Origin of the sequence: Enterococcus gallinarum NBRC 100675, from assembly GCF_001544275.1 — a bacterium.
Taxonomy (GTDB): domain Bacteria; phylum Bacillota; class Bacilli; order Lactobacillales; family Enterococcaceae; genus Enterococcus_D; species Enterococcus_D gallinarum.
Genome location: NZ_BCQE01000005.1, coordinates 123,213 through 140,149, shown reverse-complemented (window position 1 = coordinate 140,149; position 16,937 = coordinate 123,213). Strand labels below are relative to the sequence as shown.

Genomic DNA, 16,937 nt, shown 5'->3' with positions numbered 1-16,937 from the left:
AAGTGTGGGAAAAACAATTATTTCGTTCAATAACGTGGTCAAGCGATTTGATGACGATGAAACCGTCTTGAAAAATGTTAGTTTTGATATTGAAGAAGGGCGTTTTTATACGCTTTTAGGTCCTTCAGGATGTGGGAAAACCACGATCTTACGGATCATTGCCGGATTTTCCGAAGCAACGGAAGGCGATGTTTATTTTGATGGCCAGCGTATAAACGATGTTCCGGCAAATCAGCGACAAGTTAATACTGTTTTTCAGGACTATGCGTTGTTTCCACATATGAACGTGTTCGAGAATGTGGCTTTTGGCTTACGGATCAAGAAGCTGCCGAAAGACGAAGTCACAAAGAAAGTCAAAGAAGCATTGCGATTGGTCCAACTTCCAGGTTACGAAAATCGTGAGATCAGTGAAATGTCCGGTGGACAGCGTCAACGGGTGGCGATTGCGCGAGCGATCGTCAATGAGCCGAAAGTTTTGCTCTTAGATGAACCTTTGTCTGCTTTAGACTTGAAATTACGAACAGACATGCAGTACGAACTGCGGGAACTGCAGCAGCGATTAGGAATTACATTTATCTTTGTGACCCACGATCAAGAAGAAGCATTAGCGATGAGTGATGAGATCTTCGTCATGAATAAAGGAAAGATCATTCAAAGTGGGACACCGGTAGACATTTATGACGAGCCGATCAATCATTTTGTGGCGGACTTCGTCGGCGAAAGTAATATCGTGAATGGCACGATGATCGATGATAATTTAGTCGAGTTTGTCGGCAAACGCTTCGAGTGCGTGGATGGCGGTATGCGGGCGAATGAACCCGTTGAAATCGTGATCCGCCCAGAAGATCTAAGTTTGACCACCGCTGAGAAAGGGAAATTGATCGTTGAGGTAGACACGCAATTGTTCCGTGGCGTACATTATGAAATCATTTGTTACGATGAACAAGGCAATGAATGGATGGTCCATTCGACTAGAAAAGCCAAAGAAGGCAGCAAGATCGGTTTGTTTTTTGAGCCTGAAGACATTCATGTCATGCGTTTCAATGAATCAGAAGAAGATTTTGATGCTCGTTTAGAGAGCTACGAAGATTAGGAGGGAGCACATGACGAAAATGCGTCGTTTCTATGCAATACCCTATGTCTTTTGGTTATTGCTATTTGTTATCGCACCAGTGTTATTGATTGTCTATCAGTCCTTTTTCGATATGGACGGGAATTTTTCACTGGTCAATTATCAAAGTTATTTAGGTTCCGGCAAGTATTTGATCATGACATTGAACTCCGTGTGGTATGCCTTTTTGATCACATTGATCACGCTGGTCATCAGTTATCCTACGGCTTACTTTTTGACAAAACTACGTCATAAAGACTTATGGTTACTGCTGATTATTTTACCTACATGGGTCAATTTGCTGTTAAAAGCCTATGCCTTTATTGGTATTTTTGGGATTCATGGCAGCGTCAATCATTTTCTGGAGATCATGGGTGTCGGGCCAAAACAGATTTTGTTCACCGATTTTAGCTTTTTAACGGTGGCGGTCTATATTGAGCTGCCCTTTATGATCATGCCGATTTTCAATGCACTAGAGGAGATGAATCCTTCATTGATTAGTGCGAGCCGTGACTTAGGAGCGAACAGCTATGAGACTTTTCGCCGGGTCATTCTGCCTTTGTCATTGAACGGTGTCAAAAGCGGCGTACAAGCAGTTTTCATTCCTTCTCTTTCACTTTTCATGCTGACACGTTTGATTGGAGGAAACCGTGTAATCACGTTAGGAACTGCGATTGAGCAGCATTTCCTTGTGACACAAAACTGGGGCATGGGTTCGACGATCGGTGTGATTTTGATTATTGCTATGTTCTTAGTGATGCTCCTGACAGGTGAGAAGAAAAAAGGAGGACAACGAAAATGAAAAAATTCCGCTGGTCAAATCTTTATCTTGTCGTTGTCTTTATCCTATTGTACGTCCCGATTTTTTATTTGATTTTTTATTCCTTCAATGATGGCGGTACAATGAATGACTTTACTGGGTTTACGTTTGAACATTACCAGTCCGTCTTTCAAGATACACGTCTGATGATCATTGTATTGAATACCTTTATGCTGGCATTTTTATCCGCCCTTTTAGCAACAGTGATCGGCACGTTCGGTGCTATGGGGATCTACTATACGAAAAAACGGCGAACACGAACAGCGTTGTTAAGTTTGAACAATGTCTTACTGGTTTCTCCAGATGTCATCATTGGTGCCAGTTTTCTGATTTTCTTCACGATGATCGGAAATTTGTTCCGCGGCTTTAGCCTAGGTTTCTTTAGTGTGTTACTGTCTCATGTGGCCTTTAGTATTCCCATCGTTGTTTTGATGGTTTTACCAAAGCTACAAGAAATGAATGATTCCATGATTGATGCCGCTCGCGACTTAGGTGCCAATAATCTGCAAGTAATCAAGAACATTATTTTGCCGTTTCTGACACCGGGGGTCATTGCCGGCTATTTCATGGCTTTCACTTATTCACTGGACGATTTTGCTGTGACGTTCTTTGTAACAGGGAATGGCTTTAGCACACTTTCTGTAGAAATCTATTCTCGTGCCCGTCAGGGGATCAGCCTGGAAATCAATGCCTTGAGCACATTGGTCTTCTTATTCTCTATGATTCTAGTCGTAGGGTACTACTTTATCAGCAAAGAAAATGTGTCGAAAAAACTACGTAAAAATCGGCGAGCGGAGGTGGCAAATCTGCGATGAAAAGATTACAATCTTTGATCATAGGAATTGTCGCCATCATTTTGGTACTGCTGTTTGGTGTACGGGAGTTGGAACATTCTTCAGGAATGGCGGGCGCCAAAGTTTTGAATATCTATAACTGGGGCGATTATATCGATCCAGATCTTTTGAAGAAGTTTGAGAAAGAGACCGGCTATAAGGTCAATTATGAAACCTTCGATTCCAATGAAGCGATGTTTACGAAAATTCAGCAAGGAGGAACGTCGTATGACATTGCCATCCCAAGTGAATATATGATCCAAAAAATGATGGAAGAAAACTTGCTGAAACCTCTTGATCACAGCAAGATCAAAGGGCTAGACAATATTGACCCCCGATTCTTGGATCTAAGTTTTGATCCTGACAACCGCTATTCGATCCCATATTTTTGGGGAACTCTTGGTATCGTCTATAATGATAAATTTTTTGCTGAAGGTGAAATCAAGGAATGGGATGATCTGTGGAAACCAGAACTAAAAGACAGTATCATGCTGATCGATGGCGCGCGGGAAGTCATCGGTTTAGGGTTAAACAGCTTGGGGTATTCATTGAACAGCAAAGACGACAAACAGCTTGAAGCAGCCTTCAACAAATTGCGCAAAATGACGCCAAACATCAAAGCAATCGTAGCAGACGAAATCAAAATGTATATGGCAAACGAAGAAGCCTCTGTCGCTGTGACTTTCTCGGGCGAAGCAGCCGATATGATGTATGAGAATGAACATATCCATTATGTGATCCCATCCGAAGGATCCAATCTTTGGTTTGATAATATGGTTATTCCCAAAACGTCAAAAAATGAAGAAGGGGCCTATGCATTTTTGAACTTTATGCTTGAACCAGAAAATGCTGCCCAAAATGCTGAGTACATCGGCTATTCCACACCAAACAAAAAAGCACTCGCTTTGTTGCCAGATGAAATCACGCAAGACAAACAGTTTTATCCTTCAGATGAGCTGATGAAGCATTTGGAAGTCTATGAAAATCTAGGCGCCCAATATTTAGGCATTTATAATGACCTATTTTTGGAGTTGAAGATGTATCGAAAGTAAGTATGCAGCTGATTGACTGATACAAGGGAAGGAAGCAAGTTTTAAAAATATCTTTCCCCATTGTGTTTTAAAATAGTTACAGCTTCCTAGCGACCTGTAGAGAGACAGCAAAAGTCTTTGTCTACAGGTTTTTTTTTGTCTTAGAAAAGAGTCGCTAAGACATCTGGAAGCAGCTGCCATGCAGAAGAAATACTAAGCAATACTAGGTCGAAACAAGGAATAGTCCTAAACAAAGCGCTATTCTATAAAAACTAAAAATACAATGCGTCAGTTACAGTAACTTTTTTTGAAAAGGGCCATGGGTTTATAGCCGTAGTTTTTAGAATGAATCAGCTAATTCGAAGATATGAATATGAAATTTTTCTAGAAATTATCGCATGAAATATCTCTTGATTGAGAACGCCATGAAAGGTGGGAGAAATGCAGTTGTGCATATAAGCGAAAGCTGTCTCTTCTTTCCAAAGAAGACTGGATGATTTTGGAATCTGATTTTCTTTGGCTTAAAGGGCAAAATAGTTTGTTTTTTTGGAAGATTAAATTTATACTAATTTTTATAGCTAATTTAGTGACTTGTTAGGTAGATACGAAACAACTCCTGAATTAGAAAACAAATGAATGGGAAAGCGAATGCTTGATGACAGCTATCAGTCGCTTTGCTGAACCGTTTGCCTAAGGAGTGGAATGTTGTGCCAGATTTAGTAAAGTTTGTATTGGTTATTTTAGTTATTTGGGTCATTTATCAATTGGTTACTTCTGTTTTATTTAGCTTGTCGCAAAAAGCTGTTAAAAAACGACTGAAGAGTAATAAGATGACAGATCAACAACTTGTAAACTTGTATCATTCAGTGGCAAAGTCAAATCAATATAATACGATGCAAGCCATATTTTCTTATGGAATCTTTTACAAAAGTCATGAAAAACAAAGTAATGAAGTGTACAAGTTGTATCGAGATGAAATGGAAAAAAGAAACTTGCTATAAAAGAAATTTTAAGGTCACTGATTTTTCTGATAAGTGATATCAAACATGGATACGACTAAAAATAGATCCTTCTTTGCAATTTTGTGAAGAGGGCTCTATTTTTTTTGATGGAACATCGTCTCTGCGCTTCTACTGGTAGTAGTAGTGGTAATAGTAGAATTTTTAAAGAGTCTAGCTAGATATGCAATGCTGCTTATCAAAGACAGGATTTCATAAAAATCTATGAATCTAGTTTATTTAGGGGTATTATAAATATAGCGACAAAGTGGATAAACAATCTGGAGGAGGAAGCATGATTCAACAATTTTTGCAAAAATTTACACGAAAAACTGGGAAAGTAGAACAATCATTCGAAGTAGTATCTAAAGAACACAGAGAAATAAAAGGGCTTTCTTTTGAACAAAACGAAGATGAATCGATCGTTATGGATTTTTTGAATCATATGGACAGAGAGTATGACGCAACGCCAGCAGGACGGAAACAGCAAGGGGATGCCTTTGAGCAATTTTTGGCAGCGGTCTTTCGGCTAGCAAACTACGATGTTGAGATCACCAGAAAAAGCTATCTGCAAGGCAAACAGGTCTACACTGGTGATGACAATGTAGACTTGATTTTAACCAAAGATGCGGAACGGATTGCTGTTCAAGCCAAACATTACCGCTTGAACACGAAAGCACCCAACTTGATCACAAAAGAGTTTGTCAATAAATATTCAGGAATCTCAGATAAAAATTGGACAAATAAACTTTTTATCACAACATCTTTATTTAATCCCCATGTTTATTTAGAGATCGAGAAGAATGAAAAAGCACAAAACATTGAATGGTATGATAGGTACGGGTTATTGCAGTTGTTGAACACATTGATCCCAGAAACAATGGAAAAGCACATGTTTTTAAATAGTTTGCCAGAACAAGTAGTCAAATGTCCGGAATGTGAATCAGGGTTTATTGTCCAAAAATGGAATAAGCAAAAACATAGCTATTTCAAAGGATGTACGATGTTTCCAGAGTGTGCCCATACGGAAAGTGTCTCATTCAGGCACACACGTAAGAGTTTTACTACGTCCTCAAAAGAACTAGATCAGAGCATTTCTTCTTAGGATAACTGGTACTCTAATGCTCATTTGTTGAACGAATCAGACACTTAGTAGAAGAAAGGAATGAAAAGATGTTTAATCTCGCTGTTCGTGGCCACGACTTAACCAAGGCTTGTGATCCACAAGATCTCGCTTGTCAAGTCGCTGAAAAAGGCATCAAAAATGTTCAATTTGCACTAAATGCCTCATTTCCGGAACTTAGTGCAGCCCCATTGATCAGTCCTGGAATGGGTACCTTTTTCAAAAATGAATTTGGGCAACAAGGGATTCAAGTGGCATTATTAAGCTGTTATAGTAATTTGATTCATCCCGATGCGGATAAACGAGAAAAGATTTTGCAAAAGTTTGAACGCTATCTTTTTCATGCACGCTATTTTGGGGCGTCAATGGTTGCTTCGGAAACGGGTTCTGTTATTCCTACACTTGGTTACAGTGAAGAAAATTTCACAGATGAAGTTTTCGATGACCTTGTAACTGTCGCACAGCGGTTGGTAAAAACCGGGGAACGTTATCAAACAATGGTTGGGATCGAAGCAGGATTAAATCATCCTCTATTTTCCAATGACCGAATTCAGGAATTGATCACAAGAGTTCCTTCTGATTTTCTGGGTATCGTCTATGACCCTACCAATCTCATCACTCCAGAAACGGCAAGTAAACAAGTGGAAATCGTTGCAGAGGCCTTTGAGAAATTTGGTGAACGAATTGTCTGCCTCCACTTGAAAGACTATGTGATTGAAGGTGACCGCATTGTTTCTGTCCCTTTAGGAGAAGGAGTCATTCCTTATCAAGCCATTTTACAAATCGTTGACCAATACAAACCTTACTGCTATGTCGTCTTAGAAGGAACGAAAGATGAAGGGATCAAGCGAGCGGTTGCTATGATTGAGGGGCTGAGCTGAGTCGAATGGCTATATTTGCAAATTAACAATTAAAGTTGAAGGGTACAAACAGTTGATTGCCTTTAATAAATAAACTATTTAGGTGAAATGTTTAAAAGAAGCGACAGCATAAGTTAGAATGGGACAAACAGACACTAGCGCATAATCCTGCCAATATTCTGAATTAACGCTCAAAATATGCGATGAGGATGTTTGTGTTCTGTCCCGTTAAACGTTAATCTGTCGCTTCTTTTTTTGTTGAGAATGATACGTTCTAATTGAGGCTGTTTTATTCGTTGATCTGCCAATGACGAATCCTATGGATCAGCTGTTCTTTCTCTTTTTCACTGGCAAAGGAATGGCGGGCGGCGGTCTCATTCAATAGGCGCAGTTCACTTTCCGACATTTGGCAGTGACGGGTCATGTGTACATATTCATCAGTCAATGTTGTTTTAGAAACGGTGCGGTTATCTGTGTTTAAGCAAAAAGGGACCCCAGCTGTCAGCCATTCCCTGAAAGGATATTGGTGATAATCCGTGATGGCTTTGGTATGCACATTACTAGTAGGACAACCTTCAATACAGATTTGATTGCGGGAGACAAATTCTTGGGCTTTCTTATCCCCTTTCAAAATGATACCGTGGCCAATGCGTTTTGCACCGCTTTCGATTGCTTGATAGACATTACGGATACAGCCGCATTCCCCGGCATGCAATGTCAATTGCACGTTTTGACCATCTATGAGAAGTTGGTAAGTTTGCGCTAATTTGAGAACATAGTCATCTTCTTCAGGACCAGCTAAATCGATGCCCACGACTTTCTCTTCAGAAATAGACTCCGAAAAAATCTGGGAGATTGCGACAACAGACTCTTGCCGCATCCCAATGATCAAAATATTCCCTTTTACCGGATAGATGGACTCCGCACGAGCGATCCCTCTGGCTACTGCTTGAATCGTTTGCGGGCAGGAAAGACCCTGTTCCATTGACTGACTAGGAGCAAAGCGGATTTCGATATACGCGACGCCATCTTCAAACGCTTGTTCCATGACATCAAACGCTGCGGCTTCTAATGCAAATTCACTTTGGAGATAAGGAAGAACGAAATCAAAGCGTTCCAAGTACTCATTAAGATCAGAACAGTCTTGGGGGGCTTGCATCCGTTCTTCAAGGATCGACAGTTCTTGTGGGATAGGCAGATTTTGCTGATTGGCGATCTTAAGTAATGTTTCTGGACGAATCGATCCATCCAAATGGCAATGCAATTCTACTTTAGGGAAGGCTTGGATTTGGCTTTTCGTTAACACGTCATTCCTCCTCGCATACGCAGGGTACGCTGAATTTTTTTATGTATGAATATAGCATAGATAAGGGTTATGTGCTAGTGAAAAAAGGAAATTCTCATGATAAAAACTCTCTCTCTCAAAAAAAGCCTTTATAAAAAAGCCCTCTATAAAAAAGCTCGTATCAAAAAAGCCGCTGCCATGGGAGGCTTGTCTCATGGCAGCGTACGATTTTGTTGAGTTGGCACTTTTTTTGCTGAAAAAACTAAATCAGCTCTGAGAGTTCGACGGCATCGATCGCCAGATCTTGTGCGGCTTCCTTCAACGTGAAGTGACCGTCAAATGCGATGACACCACGCGCCAGTGCAGCGTTTGTTCTTAATGCCTTTTCAGGATCGGCAGCCAATTGTTTAGCGTAGGGCAATGTGGCGATACTCAATGCCAATGTAGCAGTCTGTGGAACTGCGCCAGGCATATTGGCAACAGCATAATGGATCACATTTTCTTGGGTGTAGGTAGGATCGTCATGTGTAGTGACACGATCTTCTGTCTCAAAAATGCCTCCTTGATCAATCGCAATATCTACAATCACTGATTTTTCTGCCATTGTTTTCACCATCTCACGAGTTACTAGATTTGGTGCTTTTTTGCCTGGCAGCAAGACGGCGCCAATCACCAAGTCTGCTTGTTGAATAGCCGCTTCAATGTTGAAACGATTAGAGAAGAGTGTCTGAACTTGTCCGTCAAATAGCTGGTCTAATTGTTGTAAGCGTGGGATGGATACATCGAGAATCGTGACTTGCGCACCAAGCCCCAACGCCATTTTCGCGGCATTGGTTCCGGCAACGCCACCACCAATAATCGTGACCTGACCTTTTCGAACACCCGGGACACCGGACAGGAGGATTCCTTTGCCGCCATAGATTTTTTCTAAGAATTGTGCGCCGATCTGAACTGCCATTCGACCCGCGATTTCACTCATGGGAGAGAGGAGAGGCAGCGTTCCATTAGCCAATTGGACATTCTCATAGCCAATTGCTCGAACCTTGGAGGACATGAGCGCTTTTGCTAATTCTGGATTGGCAGCAACATGTAGGTAAGTAAACAACAGTAATCCCGCTCTTAAGTAGGAATACTCTTCTGGCAGCGGTTCTTTGACTTTCATCACCATGTCAGCCGCCCAGACGTCTGCAGCGTTAGCAACGATCGTTGCGCCGACTGCTCGATAGGCTTCGTCTGAAAAAGTTGATCCGATACCTGCATTTGCTTCAACCAAGACCTCGTGCCCTTCTTGAACCAATTCATAGACGCCAGCTGGCGGCAAAGCTACACGATTTTCATTGTTCTTGATTTCTTTAGGAATTCCGATTTTCATATGCGTCACACCTTTCTTTCTTCTATTATAAAGGAAAGCGGATCCATTGTAAGGAGAAAGCGAAGATTTCTCAAGGTAGCTGTCAAGAGGCGTGGTTATTATCAACATGCATTGATGAGGACTATTTATAAAAAAACTACCTATAGAATGTCAAGAAAGAGGTAATCGTGCTTGATCCTTCCTGACAACTTATAGGTAGTTTCTTTTTTATAAATTGGTACTTTCGTCCTCTGTAAATGTCCAAAAATGTAAACTTTGAGCAGCGATTTCTTCCAATGAATAGGACGTTAAATAATGGTTTTTTTCCGGCGTATCGTTTGGATCTAAAACAACCACATTTTCGTCTTGCATAGCAGCCAGCACCATGATATGACCAGTATCTGTGAAATCTCCACTGGTCACAGAGACGATCACTGGCTGTCCAACTGCCAGATAATTGGCTACTTGCGCTGTGTCTGTGCCCAAATCGTGATACGAGTAACCAAAGGAATCCGCAAAATCAGAGAAAATCCGCCAATCGGTTCCTTGCCCATCGACATAGTAGCTATCTTGTGCCCAATCCAAAACTTCAAGCGGCGAAACGTCATCCTCTCGCAAATAAGCGAGTACCATTGAAAGAGAGAGCAGGGCACAGCCGTTATCGCTTAAAGTTTGCGTACCATCTGAACCATAGGAATAATCAGCCCATTCTTCATTTGTTTGTAGGTAAAGAGGCGTAGTCACTCCATGTTCTTGTAAGTACTCGTTCGCTTGTTCATTGTAAGCTGCTTGATCAAAATCCATGTCATCCATCATGGGATATTCTTCATAATCTTGGCTGGAATAGCTCACATGAGAAAGTCGGATAAATGCAGCAAAAATCAATAATAAACCCAACAAAACAAGAAAGACATAACGCTTTCTTTGGTTCCCTTTTTTCTTCATAGCTTCCCTCCCGAAGTATCGTGCCTTTTTTGCCTTACTCCAAGTAAAGCAGAGGGAAGGAAGGTTGTCATCCGCCTGTGGACTGATTCGTGTCAGTTGTTTCTAGTTCTTCCAATTCCAGACTCGTGTTTTCCCAAGCTTCCATCAGCTGTTCTTGCGTGGCTTGGGCAGTCTCCATTGCTTGATTCAGCGAAGACAAACGGACGTGGTCGTTCAATGCGTCAGGAAGAGTCATTGCTTGTTCGATTTCTTCAAGCTCTGCTTCGATTTTGGCTAGGTCTGCTTCAATTTGAGTGACTTTACGCTGCAATGAACGAATGGCTTTTTGTTGTTCTTTGCTCTGGAAGAAAGATTGTTTGCCTTGTGAGATGGTTTTCTCTTGAACATCAGATTGCTGCATCGCAGCTAGTTCTGTTTCTTCCAGTTTTTTCTCCACGTAATAATCATAGTCCCCTAAATACAATTTGCTGCCAGTTTCAGATAATTCAATGACTTTGGTCGCGATTCGATTGATAAAGTAGCGGTCATGAGAAACAAAAAACAATGTGCCTTCATAATCGATCAAGGCATTTTCGAGTACTTCTTTGCTGTCGATGTCCAAGTGGTTAGTCGGTTCATCTAAGATCAGGAAGTTGTCATGATCCATCGCAAGTTTTGCTAAAGCGACCCGAGCCTTTTCGCCGCCACTGAGCAATGTGATGGGTTTTTCGACATCTTCACCAGAAAAAAGGAAACTTCCCAAAATTGTGCGGATCTCTACTTCTGGCGTAGTGGGGTGCTCATCCCATAATTCTTTCAAGATTGTTTTTGTTGAATGGAGATCTGATTGGGTTTGATCATAATACCCAATTGAGACATTGGCACCTAGATGAACGTCACCGCGAATCAAAGGAATCTTGTGGATCAGTGATTTTAATAATGTCGATTTGCCAATTCCATTAGGGCCGACTAATGCAATGGCATCTTTCCGGCGAACATCCAAATCGATCGGCTCGGATAGAACAGTCTCTTGATAACCGATGGCTGCGTTGTCTACTTGCATTACCACATTGCCAGAAGGTTTACTGATTGAAAAAAGGAAGTTTGCGGATTTTTCATCTCCTTGAGGCCGATCGAGCCGCTCCATTTTTTCTAATTGTTTGCGCCGGCTTTGCGCCCGTTTAGTTGTGGAGGCACGAACTAAATTACGCGCTACAAAGTCTTCTAATTTATTGATTTCTTCTTGTTGTTTTTCGAAAGCTTTCCATTCACTTTGTAGCTGCTCGGCTTTCAAAACCAGATAACGACTGTAATTCCCTTTGTAATGGTGCATTTTCCGTCGGCTAAGCTCATAGACCTCATTGACGACTTTATCTAAGAAATACCGGTCATGAGACACAATCAAAAGAGCACCGGCATACCCTTGAAGATAGTTTTCAAGCCAAGACAATGTCTCAATATCCAGGTGGTTAGTCGGTTCATCCAAAATCAAAATATCTGGCTTTTGCAACAGCATCTTCGCTAGTGCTAGACGAGTTTTTTGACCACCAGACAATGTTTCAATGGATTGCTCATAAAAAGTGCCGTCGAACTTAAAGCCGTGTAGAACAGAACGGATCTCATTTTCATATCCGTAGCCATTTTTTTCGGCAAATTCATGTTGTAGCTGGTCATATTCTTTTAATAGACCTTCATAATTGACTGCTGTCGGGTCTGTTTCTGAAATGGCGACTTCTAATGAGCGCATCCGCTGTTCCATCTGTCGAATGCCGGCAAAAGCCGTCAACATTTCTTCCCAGACTGTAGCAGTACTGTTTAAACCAGTGTCTTGGGCAAGATACCCTAGTGTCGCAGTTTTATTTTTGGCGATCGTTCCTTTATCGGGGCTTTCGATCCCGGCAATGATTTTTAACAGTGTCGATTTTCCGGCGCCATTTCTTCCCACAAGCGCGATCCGGGAATGGCTGGCAATCTCTAAGTTGATATTCTCAAATAAAACTTCAGCGCCAAATAGTCTGGCGATTTGATTTGCTTGTAATAGTATCATATGTATTCATTCCTATTCTTGAAGTCACTTGTCTCCTTGGTTGCAATACTATCAGTCTATCATATTTTGTGATAAACAGCGATTATGAAAAAAGAATGATTGTATCATTAAATAAAAAAAATTTCAAATTGTGAGCAATCAAATTGATTTTTGAGCAAACTATTTGATATGATAGCTACATCACACGTGAATTTTTCACAATGGGGGAGTATTTCTTGAAAGATCATCAAATTCCAAAGGCAACAGCGAAACGTTTGCCTTTGTATTACCGCTATTTACGCATCTTGCACAATGCTGGCAAGTTGAAGGTTTCATCTACTGAATTAAGCGAAGCTGTCCAAGTGGATAGCGCAACGATTCGTCGCGACTTCTCTTATTTTGGGGAATTGGGAAAACGCGGCTATGGCTATGACGTGGAAAGCCTGATGCAGTTTTTTGCTAAAACGTTGAATGAAGACCACATGACAAATGTCGCGCTAGTAGGTGTTGGTAATTTAGGTAGCGCACTGTTAAAATACAAATTCCATCAGAGCAATAGCATTCGGATCAGTGCTGCATTTGATGTGAATGAAGATATCGTAGGTCGAATCGTGGATGGCGTTCCTGTCTATCCAATGAGCGATATGAAAGAACAAGTGAAGATCCAACAGATCGATGTCGCGATCTTGACGGTTCCCGCACAACATTCGCAAGACTTAGTCAATGAGCTTGTGAAAGCAGGGATCAAAGGAATCTTGAACTTTACGCCTGCGCGTATCACTGCACCAAAAGGTGTGCTGATCCAAAATGTTGATTTGACCAATGAATTACAAACACTGATTTATTTCTTGCATTCTGGCAACGTCTTAACGACAGATGAACCGGAAAACCATGAAACGACTGAATCAGAATAAAACCCAAAAACACTGTCTTTCCATCAACCTTCGCGTCTAGCAGGTGATGGAAAGACAGTGTTTTTTTATTCCATCAGTTGATCAAAAAGATCGTCATAAGAGATGGTCTCAGTTTTGGTCAAGGCAGTCCTATAGCGATCAATAATAGCAGCCAACCTATTAAAATCAATGATTCGTGCTTCTCTGTGGCGTTCATCTCCTTGAAAATAAAGAAGGACGACAGGAGCAGTCAATGCTGAAAATTGGCCAGCCGCCTCTGGGACTTCCGCTACATCGACAGCATAAAGCGGCACCTGCTTCTCTAAAGCTAATTTATTAAGACGAGGTTTGTCTGCTAAGCAGACACTGCAAGTCGGCTGTGAGAGATAGATAAGTGCCAATGGGGTTTCTTTTATCTTCGTCAGCAGTTCATCTAATGTATTCATTTGTATCATGCAAATTCCTCCAAGCAGATTCTCTGTCTAATGTACGTTTTGAGGGACAACTTGTCAAAGAAACTGCTGGAAAGGAATAAAAACTAAAGCAAGCTTTAAGGTGCCAGCAAAGACTGTAAAAAACATTGTGCATTGAGGCAAAAAAACGTATAGTAGTTCCAGCGCAATTATTTTTTTCATAAAGAAGGTTGAATATATGTTACAAAGCTTACCTAATTCTGTTCTGCAGATGAGCGTGATCTTTCTCTCTATCGTCATTGAAGCCTTGCCTTTTGTCTTATTAGGCTGCTTGATTTCAGGGGCGCTGCAAGTTTTTCTGACGCCAGAACGAGTGACGAAAATCCTGCCAAAGAATAAATTGGCCTCCATTGCAATGGGGTGTGGTTTAGGCGTTTTCTTCCCGTCTTGTGAATGTGGAATCGTTCCGATCGTCAATCAATTCGTCAAAAAAGACGTACCAGTCTACACGGCTTTTGCTTTTATGCTGACAGCCCCTATTGTGAATCCCATTGTGATTTTTTCGACATTCATCGCATTTGGCAATTCAGCGAAGTTTGCCTTTTTGCGAGTGCTTGGCAGCTTGTTGGTGGCAATGGTGGTAGGCGTTTGGCTGGCTTATTTCAGCAAGCAAGAGATTTTGAAAACCCAATTGATCACAGCTTCAGAGGATACCCATCAAGGACATCACCATGGGCATGCTCATGATACAGGTTCTGTGAAACGAAAATGGTCCCATCAAATACGGCATTTGTTGCAACACAGTATTGATGAATTCTTCGATACTGGTCGGTATTTGATCATTGGCGGATTGATTGCAGCAGCGATGCAGACGTATTTGCCAACGGGAATGATGTTGACTTTGGGTTCTACGAAATTCTTGGCGGTATTGGTCATGCTTGTTTTGGCATTGACGATGTCGCTGTGCTCTGAAGCAGATGCGTTTATCGGTTCTTCGCTGCTTAGTCTGTTCGGCGCCGGTCCAGTCGTGGGTTTTCTGGTCTTTGGTCCTATGGTGGACATCAAGAATCTTCTGATGATGAAACGATATTTTACCGGTCGTTTTATTGCAACAATGGTGGGATTAATTGCTGTTGTGGTCTCAATTTATGCATGGGTGGTGTAAACAATGATCCGTTTTTTGATTTTATCTGGATATTTTGAGTTGATGATGTACTTGCAGGTATCAGGAAAACTGAATCAGTTCATCAATGTCCACTATCGTTATCTAGCGATTCTTTCGATGATTGTCGCTTTATTTTTGGCATTAGTCCAGTTGTATTTTTGGGTCAAGCAAACGCCTGATGAACATGAAGATGAGCATCACCATGGACTCGAAAAAAAATCTCAGCGCATCATTGCGTATTTCTTATTAGCACTGCCAATCATTGTTGGTTTGTTTTTCCCCACAGTCAGTCTGGATACGACCATTGTTGAAGCAAAAGGGTTTAATTTCCCGCTGAGTGAAGAGTCTGTCGGCGATCCCGAAATGAATACCCAATACCTTAAACCAGATACTAGTCTTTACTACAATAAAGATGATTATGACGAGCAAATGACGACTTCGTTAGCGAAGTATGCTGATAAACAAACAATTGCTGTCACCGACGAGAATTATTTGGAACTCATGGAATTGATCTATACGTATCCAAGTGAATTTATCGGAAAAAAAATCAGCTATGAAGGTTTTGTTTATCACGCAGCGCAAGATGATCGTAATGAAATCTTTCTGTTTCGTTTTGGGATCATCCATTGTGTAGCGGATTCCGGTGTTTTTGGATTACGTGTTGAATTACCTGAACAAACGGTTACCGAGAATGACCAATGGCTGCACATTGAAGGAACCATCCAGTCGCAATACTATCAACCCTTTAAACGAGACTTGCCAATGGTAGTCGTTGACCAAGAACAAACCATCGAGGCACCGGCTAACCAATATGTTTATCGATCATTCTAGCGAAATGAGAGAAATATCGGTTTTTTTGAAAAAGTTCACAAAAATATCATAAAGCTTTGTTATAATAAAGATAAACTAGTGCAGATGTTTGTAGTTTTACAAAACGTCGAGTACAATAGAAACGTACAATGTGCTAAAAAACAACACAAAGAGAGGTGTCGTGAAATGGGTTTTACAGATGAAACAGTACGGTTTGATTTTGATGATAGCCGCAAGAAAGAAATCAGTGAAACACTGGCTATCGTGTATCGTGCATTAGAAGAAAAAGGTTATAATCCAATCAATCAAATCGTCGGTTATCTCCTTTCTGGCGACCCGGCTTACATTCCTCGTTATCGGGATGCCCGGAACTTGATTCGTCGTCATGAACGCGATGAGATTTTGGAAGTTTTGATTCGTTATTACTTAGGAAATCACGGGATCAACCTATAATGAGAGTCATGGGTTTAGATGTCGGTTCACGAACAGTTGGTGTAGCTGTTAGTGATCCTATGGGATGGACTGCGCAAGGGATCGAGATCATTCGAATCAACGAAGATGAAAACGACTTTGGCTATGATCGTCTTGGAGAATTAGTCAAAGAGTATGAAGTGACTCGTTTTGTGGTGGGACTGCCCAAGAATATGAATAACACCATTGGTCCAAGAGCAGAGGCTTCACTAGCTTACGGCAAAGCAATCGAAGAACGTTTTGATTTGCCTGTTGACTACCAAGACGAACGCTTGACGACTGTTCAAGCAGAACGAATGCTAGTTGAACAAGCCAACACATCTCGTGCCAAACGTAAGAAAGTCATTGACAAATTAGCAGCAGTAATGATTTTGCAGAATTATTTAGATGGTGCTGGAAAACAACTGTTTTAGTTTACAGAAAAGAGGAAAAAATATGTCAGAACATACGCATGATCACAATCATGATCACAACCACGACCATGAAGGTCACGAACACATTACATTGGTCGATGATCAAGGCAATGAAACATTATACGAAATTCTTTTGACAGTAGATGGACAAGAAGAATTTGGACGCAACTACGTGTTGCTTTATCCAGCTGGAGTACCAGAAGAAGAAGATGTCGAATTACAAGCCTATGCCTACGTTGAAAACGAAGATGGTACAGAAGGCGAATTAGAACAAATTGAAACAGAAGCTGAATGGGACATGATCGAAGAAGTCTTTAACACATTCATGGCTGAAGAAGAATCTGAATAAAGAAATGATGGCTGAACCTTTGATAGTCAAGGGTTCAGCTTTTTTTATCTAAAAAACCGTC

18 protein-coding genes are annotated in these 16,937 nt (G+C 41.1%); 13 read left to right on the top strand and 5 right to left on the bottom strand.

Translation table 11 applies throughout. The features are described from left to right. The first annotated feature begins 4 nt into the window (after positions 1 to 4). The 7 genes from EG2_RS03900 to EG2_RS03870 all read left to right on the top strand — a co-directional run bounded on the left by EG2_RS03900 (position 5) and on the right by EG2_RS03870 (position 6,797). Positions 5 to 1,093: an ABC transporter ATP-binding protein gene (locus tag EG2_RS03900; protein ID WP_003127477.1), complete on the top strand. Its 1,089-nt coding sequence runs from the start codon at positions 5 to 7 to the stop codon at positions 1,091 to 1,093. Between the two features lie 10 nt (positions 1,094 to 1,103). After that, positions 1,104 to 1,913 carry an ABC transporter permease gene (locus EG2_RS03895; RefSeq protein WP_003127478.1) on the top strand — a complete coding sequence of 270 codons (810 nt, stop codon included), beginning with the start codon at positions 1,104 to 1,106 and terminating at the stop codon, positions 1,911 to 1,913. After that, positions 1,910 to 2,746 carry an ABC transporter permease gene (locus EG2_RS03890; RefSeq protein WP_003127479.1) on the top strand — a complete coding sequence of 279 codons (837 nt, stop codon included), beginning with the start codon at positions 1,910 to 1,912 and terminating at the stop codon, positions 2,744 to 2,746. Before EG2_RS03895 ends, EG2_RS03890 begins: the two co-directional genes overlap by 4 nt. Then, positions 2,743 to 3,816: an ABC transporter substrate-binding protein gene (locus EG2_RS03885; protein ID WP_060813615.1), complete on the top strand. Its 1,074-nt coding sequence runs from the start codon at positions 2,743 to 2,745 to the stop codon at positions 3,814 to 3,816. The genes EG2_RS03890 and EG2_RS03885 overlap by 4 nt, the downstream gene beginning before the upstream one ends. A 686-nt stretch (positions 3,817 to 4,502) precedes the next feature. Further along, a complete protein-coding gene (locus EG2_RS03880; RefSeq protein ID WP_005471757.1) occupies positions 4,503 to 4,796 on the top strand; it encodes a hypothetical protein in 294 nt (97 codons plus the stop codon). A gap of 292 nt (positions 4,797 to 5,088) precedes the next feature. Continuing rightward, entirely contained in the window at positions 5,089 to 5,898 is an 810-nt protein-coding gene (locus EG2_RS03875) for a restriction endonuclease (RefSeq protein ID WP_060813614.1), read from the top strand. A 68-nt stretch (positions 5,899 to 5,966) separates the two neighbouring features. Continuing rightward, positions 5,967 to 6,797, top strand: a complete 831-nt coding sequence (locus EG2_RS03870) for a sugar phosphate isomerase/epimerase family protein (protein WP_060813613.1) — start codon at positions 5,967 to 5,969, stop codon at positions 6,795 to 6,797. Between the two features lie 268 nt (positions 6,798 to 7,065). Here EG2_RS03870 and add read toward each other — a convergent pair whose 3' ends face one another. From add to EG2_RS03850, 4 genes are all read right to left on the bottom strand, one after another. Continuing rightward, the gene (add, locus tag EG2_RS03865; protein WP_060813612.1) at positions 7,066 to 8,082 is read right to left on the bottom strand and encodes an adenosine deaminase; all 1,017 of its coding nucleotides are present in this window, start codon (positions 8,080 to 8,082) and stop codon (positions 7,066 to 7,068) included. Between the two features lie 241 nt (positions 8,083 to 8,323). Then, positions 8,324 to 9,433, bottom strand: a complete 1,110-nt coding sequence (gene ald / locus EG2_RS03860) for an alanine dehydrogenase (RefSeq protein WP_060813611.1) — start codon at positions 9,431 to 9,433, stop codon at positions 8,324 to 8,326. A gap of 207 nt (positions 9,434 to 9,640) precedes the next feature. After that, on the bottom strand, positions 9,641 to 10,357 hold the full coding sequence (locus EG2_RS03855; protein ID WP_060813610.1) for a C39 family peptidase: 717 nt from the start codon (positions 10,355 to 10,357) through the stop codon (positions 9,641 to 9,643). 67 nt (positions 10,358 to 10,424) lie between these two features. After that, positions 10,425 to 12,383, bottom strand: coding sequence for an ABC-F family ATP-binding cassette domain-containing protein (locus EG2_RS03850; RefSeq protein WP_060813609.1), 1,959 nt, complete (start codon positions 12,381 to 12,383; stop codon positions 10,425 to 10,427). Positions 12,384 to 12,598: 215 nt separating this feature from the next. On the opposite strand from EG2_RS03850, the gene EG2_RS03845 reads away from it, so the two are divergent. Continuing rightward, positions 12,599 to 13,276, top strand: coding sequence for a redox-sensing transcriptional repressor Rex (locus tag EG2_RS03845; RefSeq protein WP_060813607.1), 678 nt, complete (start codon positions 12,599 to 12,601; stop codon positions 13,274 to 13,276). Between the two features lie 65 nt (positions 13,277 to 13,341). Here EG2_RS03845 and EG2_RS03840 read toward each other — a convergent pair whose 3' ends face one another. After that, the gene (locus EG2_RS03840; RefSeq protein WP_082709510.1) at positions 13,342 to 13,710 is read right to left on the bottom strand and encodes a thioredoxin family protein; all 369 of its coding nucleotides are present in this window, start codon (positions 13,708 to 13,710) and stop codon (positions 13,342 to 13,344) included. Between the two features lie 196 nt (positions 13,711 to 13,906). Here EG2_RS03840 and EG2_RS03835 point away from each other — a divergent pair, with 196 nt between their 5' ends. From EG2_RS03835 to EG2_RS03815, 5 genes are all read left to right on the top strand, one after another. Continuing rightward, a complete protein-coding gene (locus EG2_RS03835; RefSeq protein ID WP_060813605.1) occupies positions 13,907 to 14,833 on the top strand; it encodes a permease in 927 nt (308 codons plus the stop codon). A gap of 3 nt (positions 14,834 to 14,836) precedes the next feature. Further along, positions 14,837 to 15,664, top strand: a complete 828-nt coding sequence (locus EG2_RS03830; protein WP_060813602.1) for a TIGR03943 family putative permease subunit — start codon at positions 14,837 to 14,839, stop codon at positions 15,662 to 15,664. A gap of 165 nt (positions 15,665 to 15,829) precedes the next feature. Further along, a complete protein-coding gene (locus EG2_RS03825) occupies positions 15,830 to 16,096 on the top strand; it encodes an IreB family regulatory phosphoprotein (RefSeq protein WP_003127496.1) in 267 nt (88 codons plus the stop codon). Beyond that, positions 16,096 to 16,527, top strand: coding sequence for a Holliday junction resolvase RuvX (gene ruvX / locus EG2_RS03820; protein WP_005471772.1), 432 nt, complete (start codon positions 16,096 to 16,098; stop codon positions 16,525 to 16,527). Before EG2_RS03825 ends, ruvX begins: the two co-directional genes overlap by 1 nt. A 22-nt stretch (positions 16,528 to 16,549) precedes the next feature. Further along, positions 16,550 to 16,876: a DUF1292 domain-containing protein gene (locus EG2_RS03815; RefSeq protein WP_003127498.1), complete on the top strand. Its 327-nt coding sequence runs from the start codon at positions 16,550 to 16,552 to the stop codon at positions 16,874 to 16,876. The last annotated feature ends 61 nt before the right edge of the window (positions 16,877 to 16,937 follow it).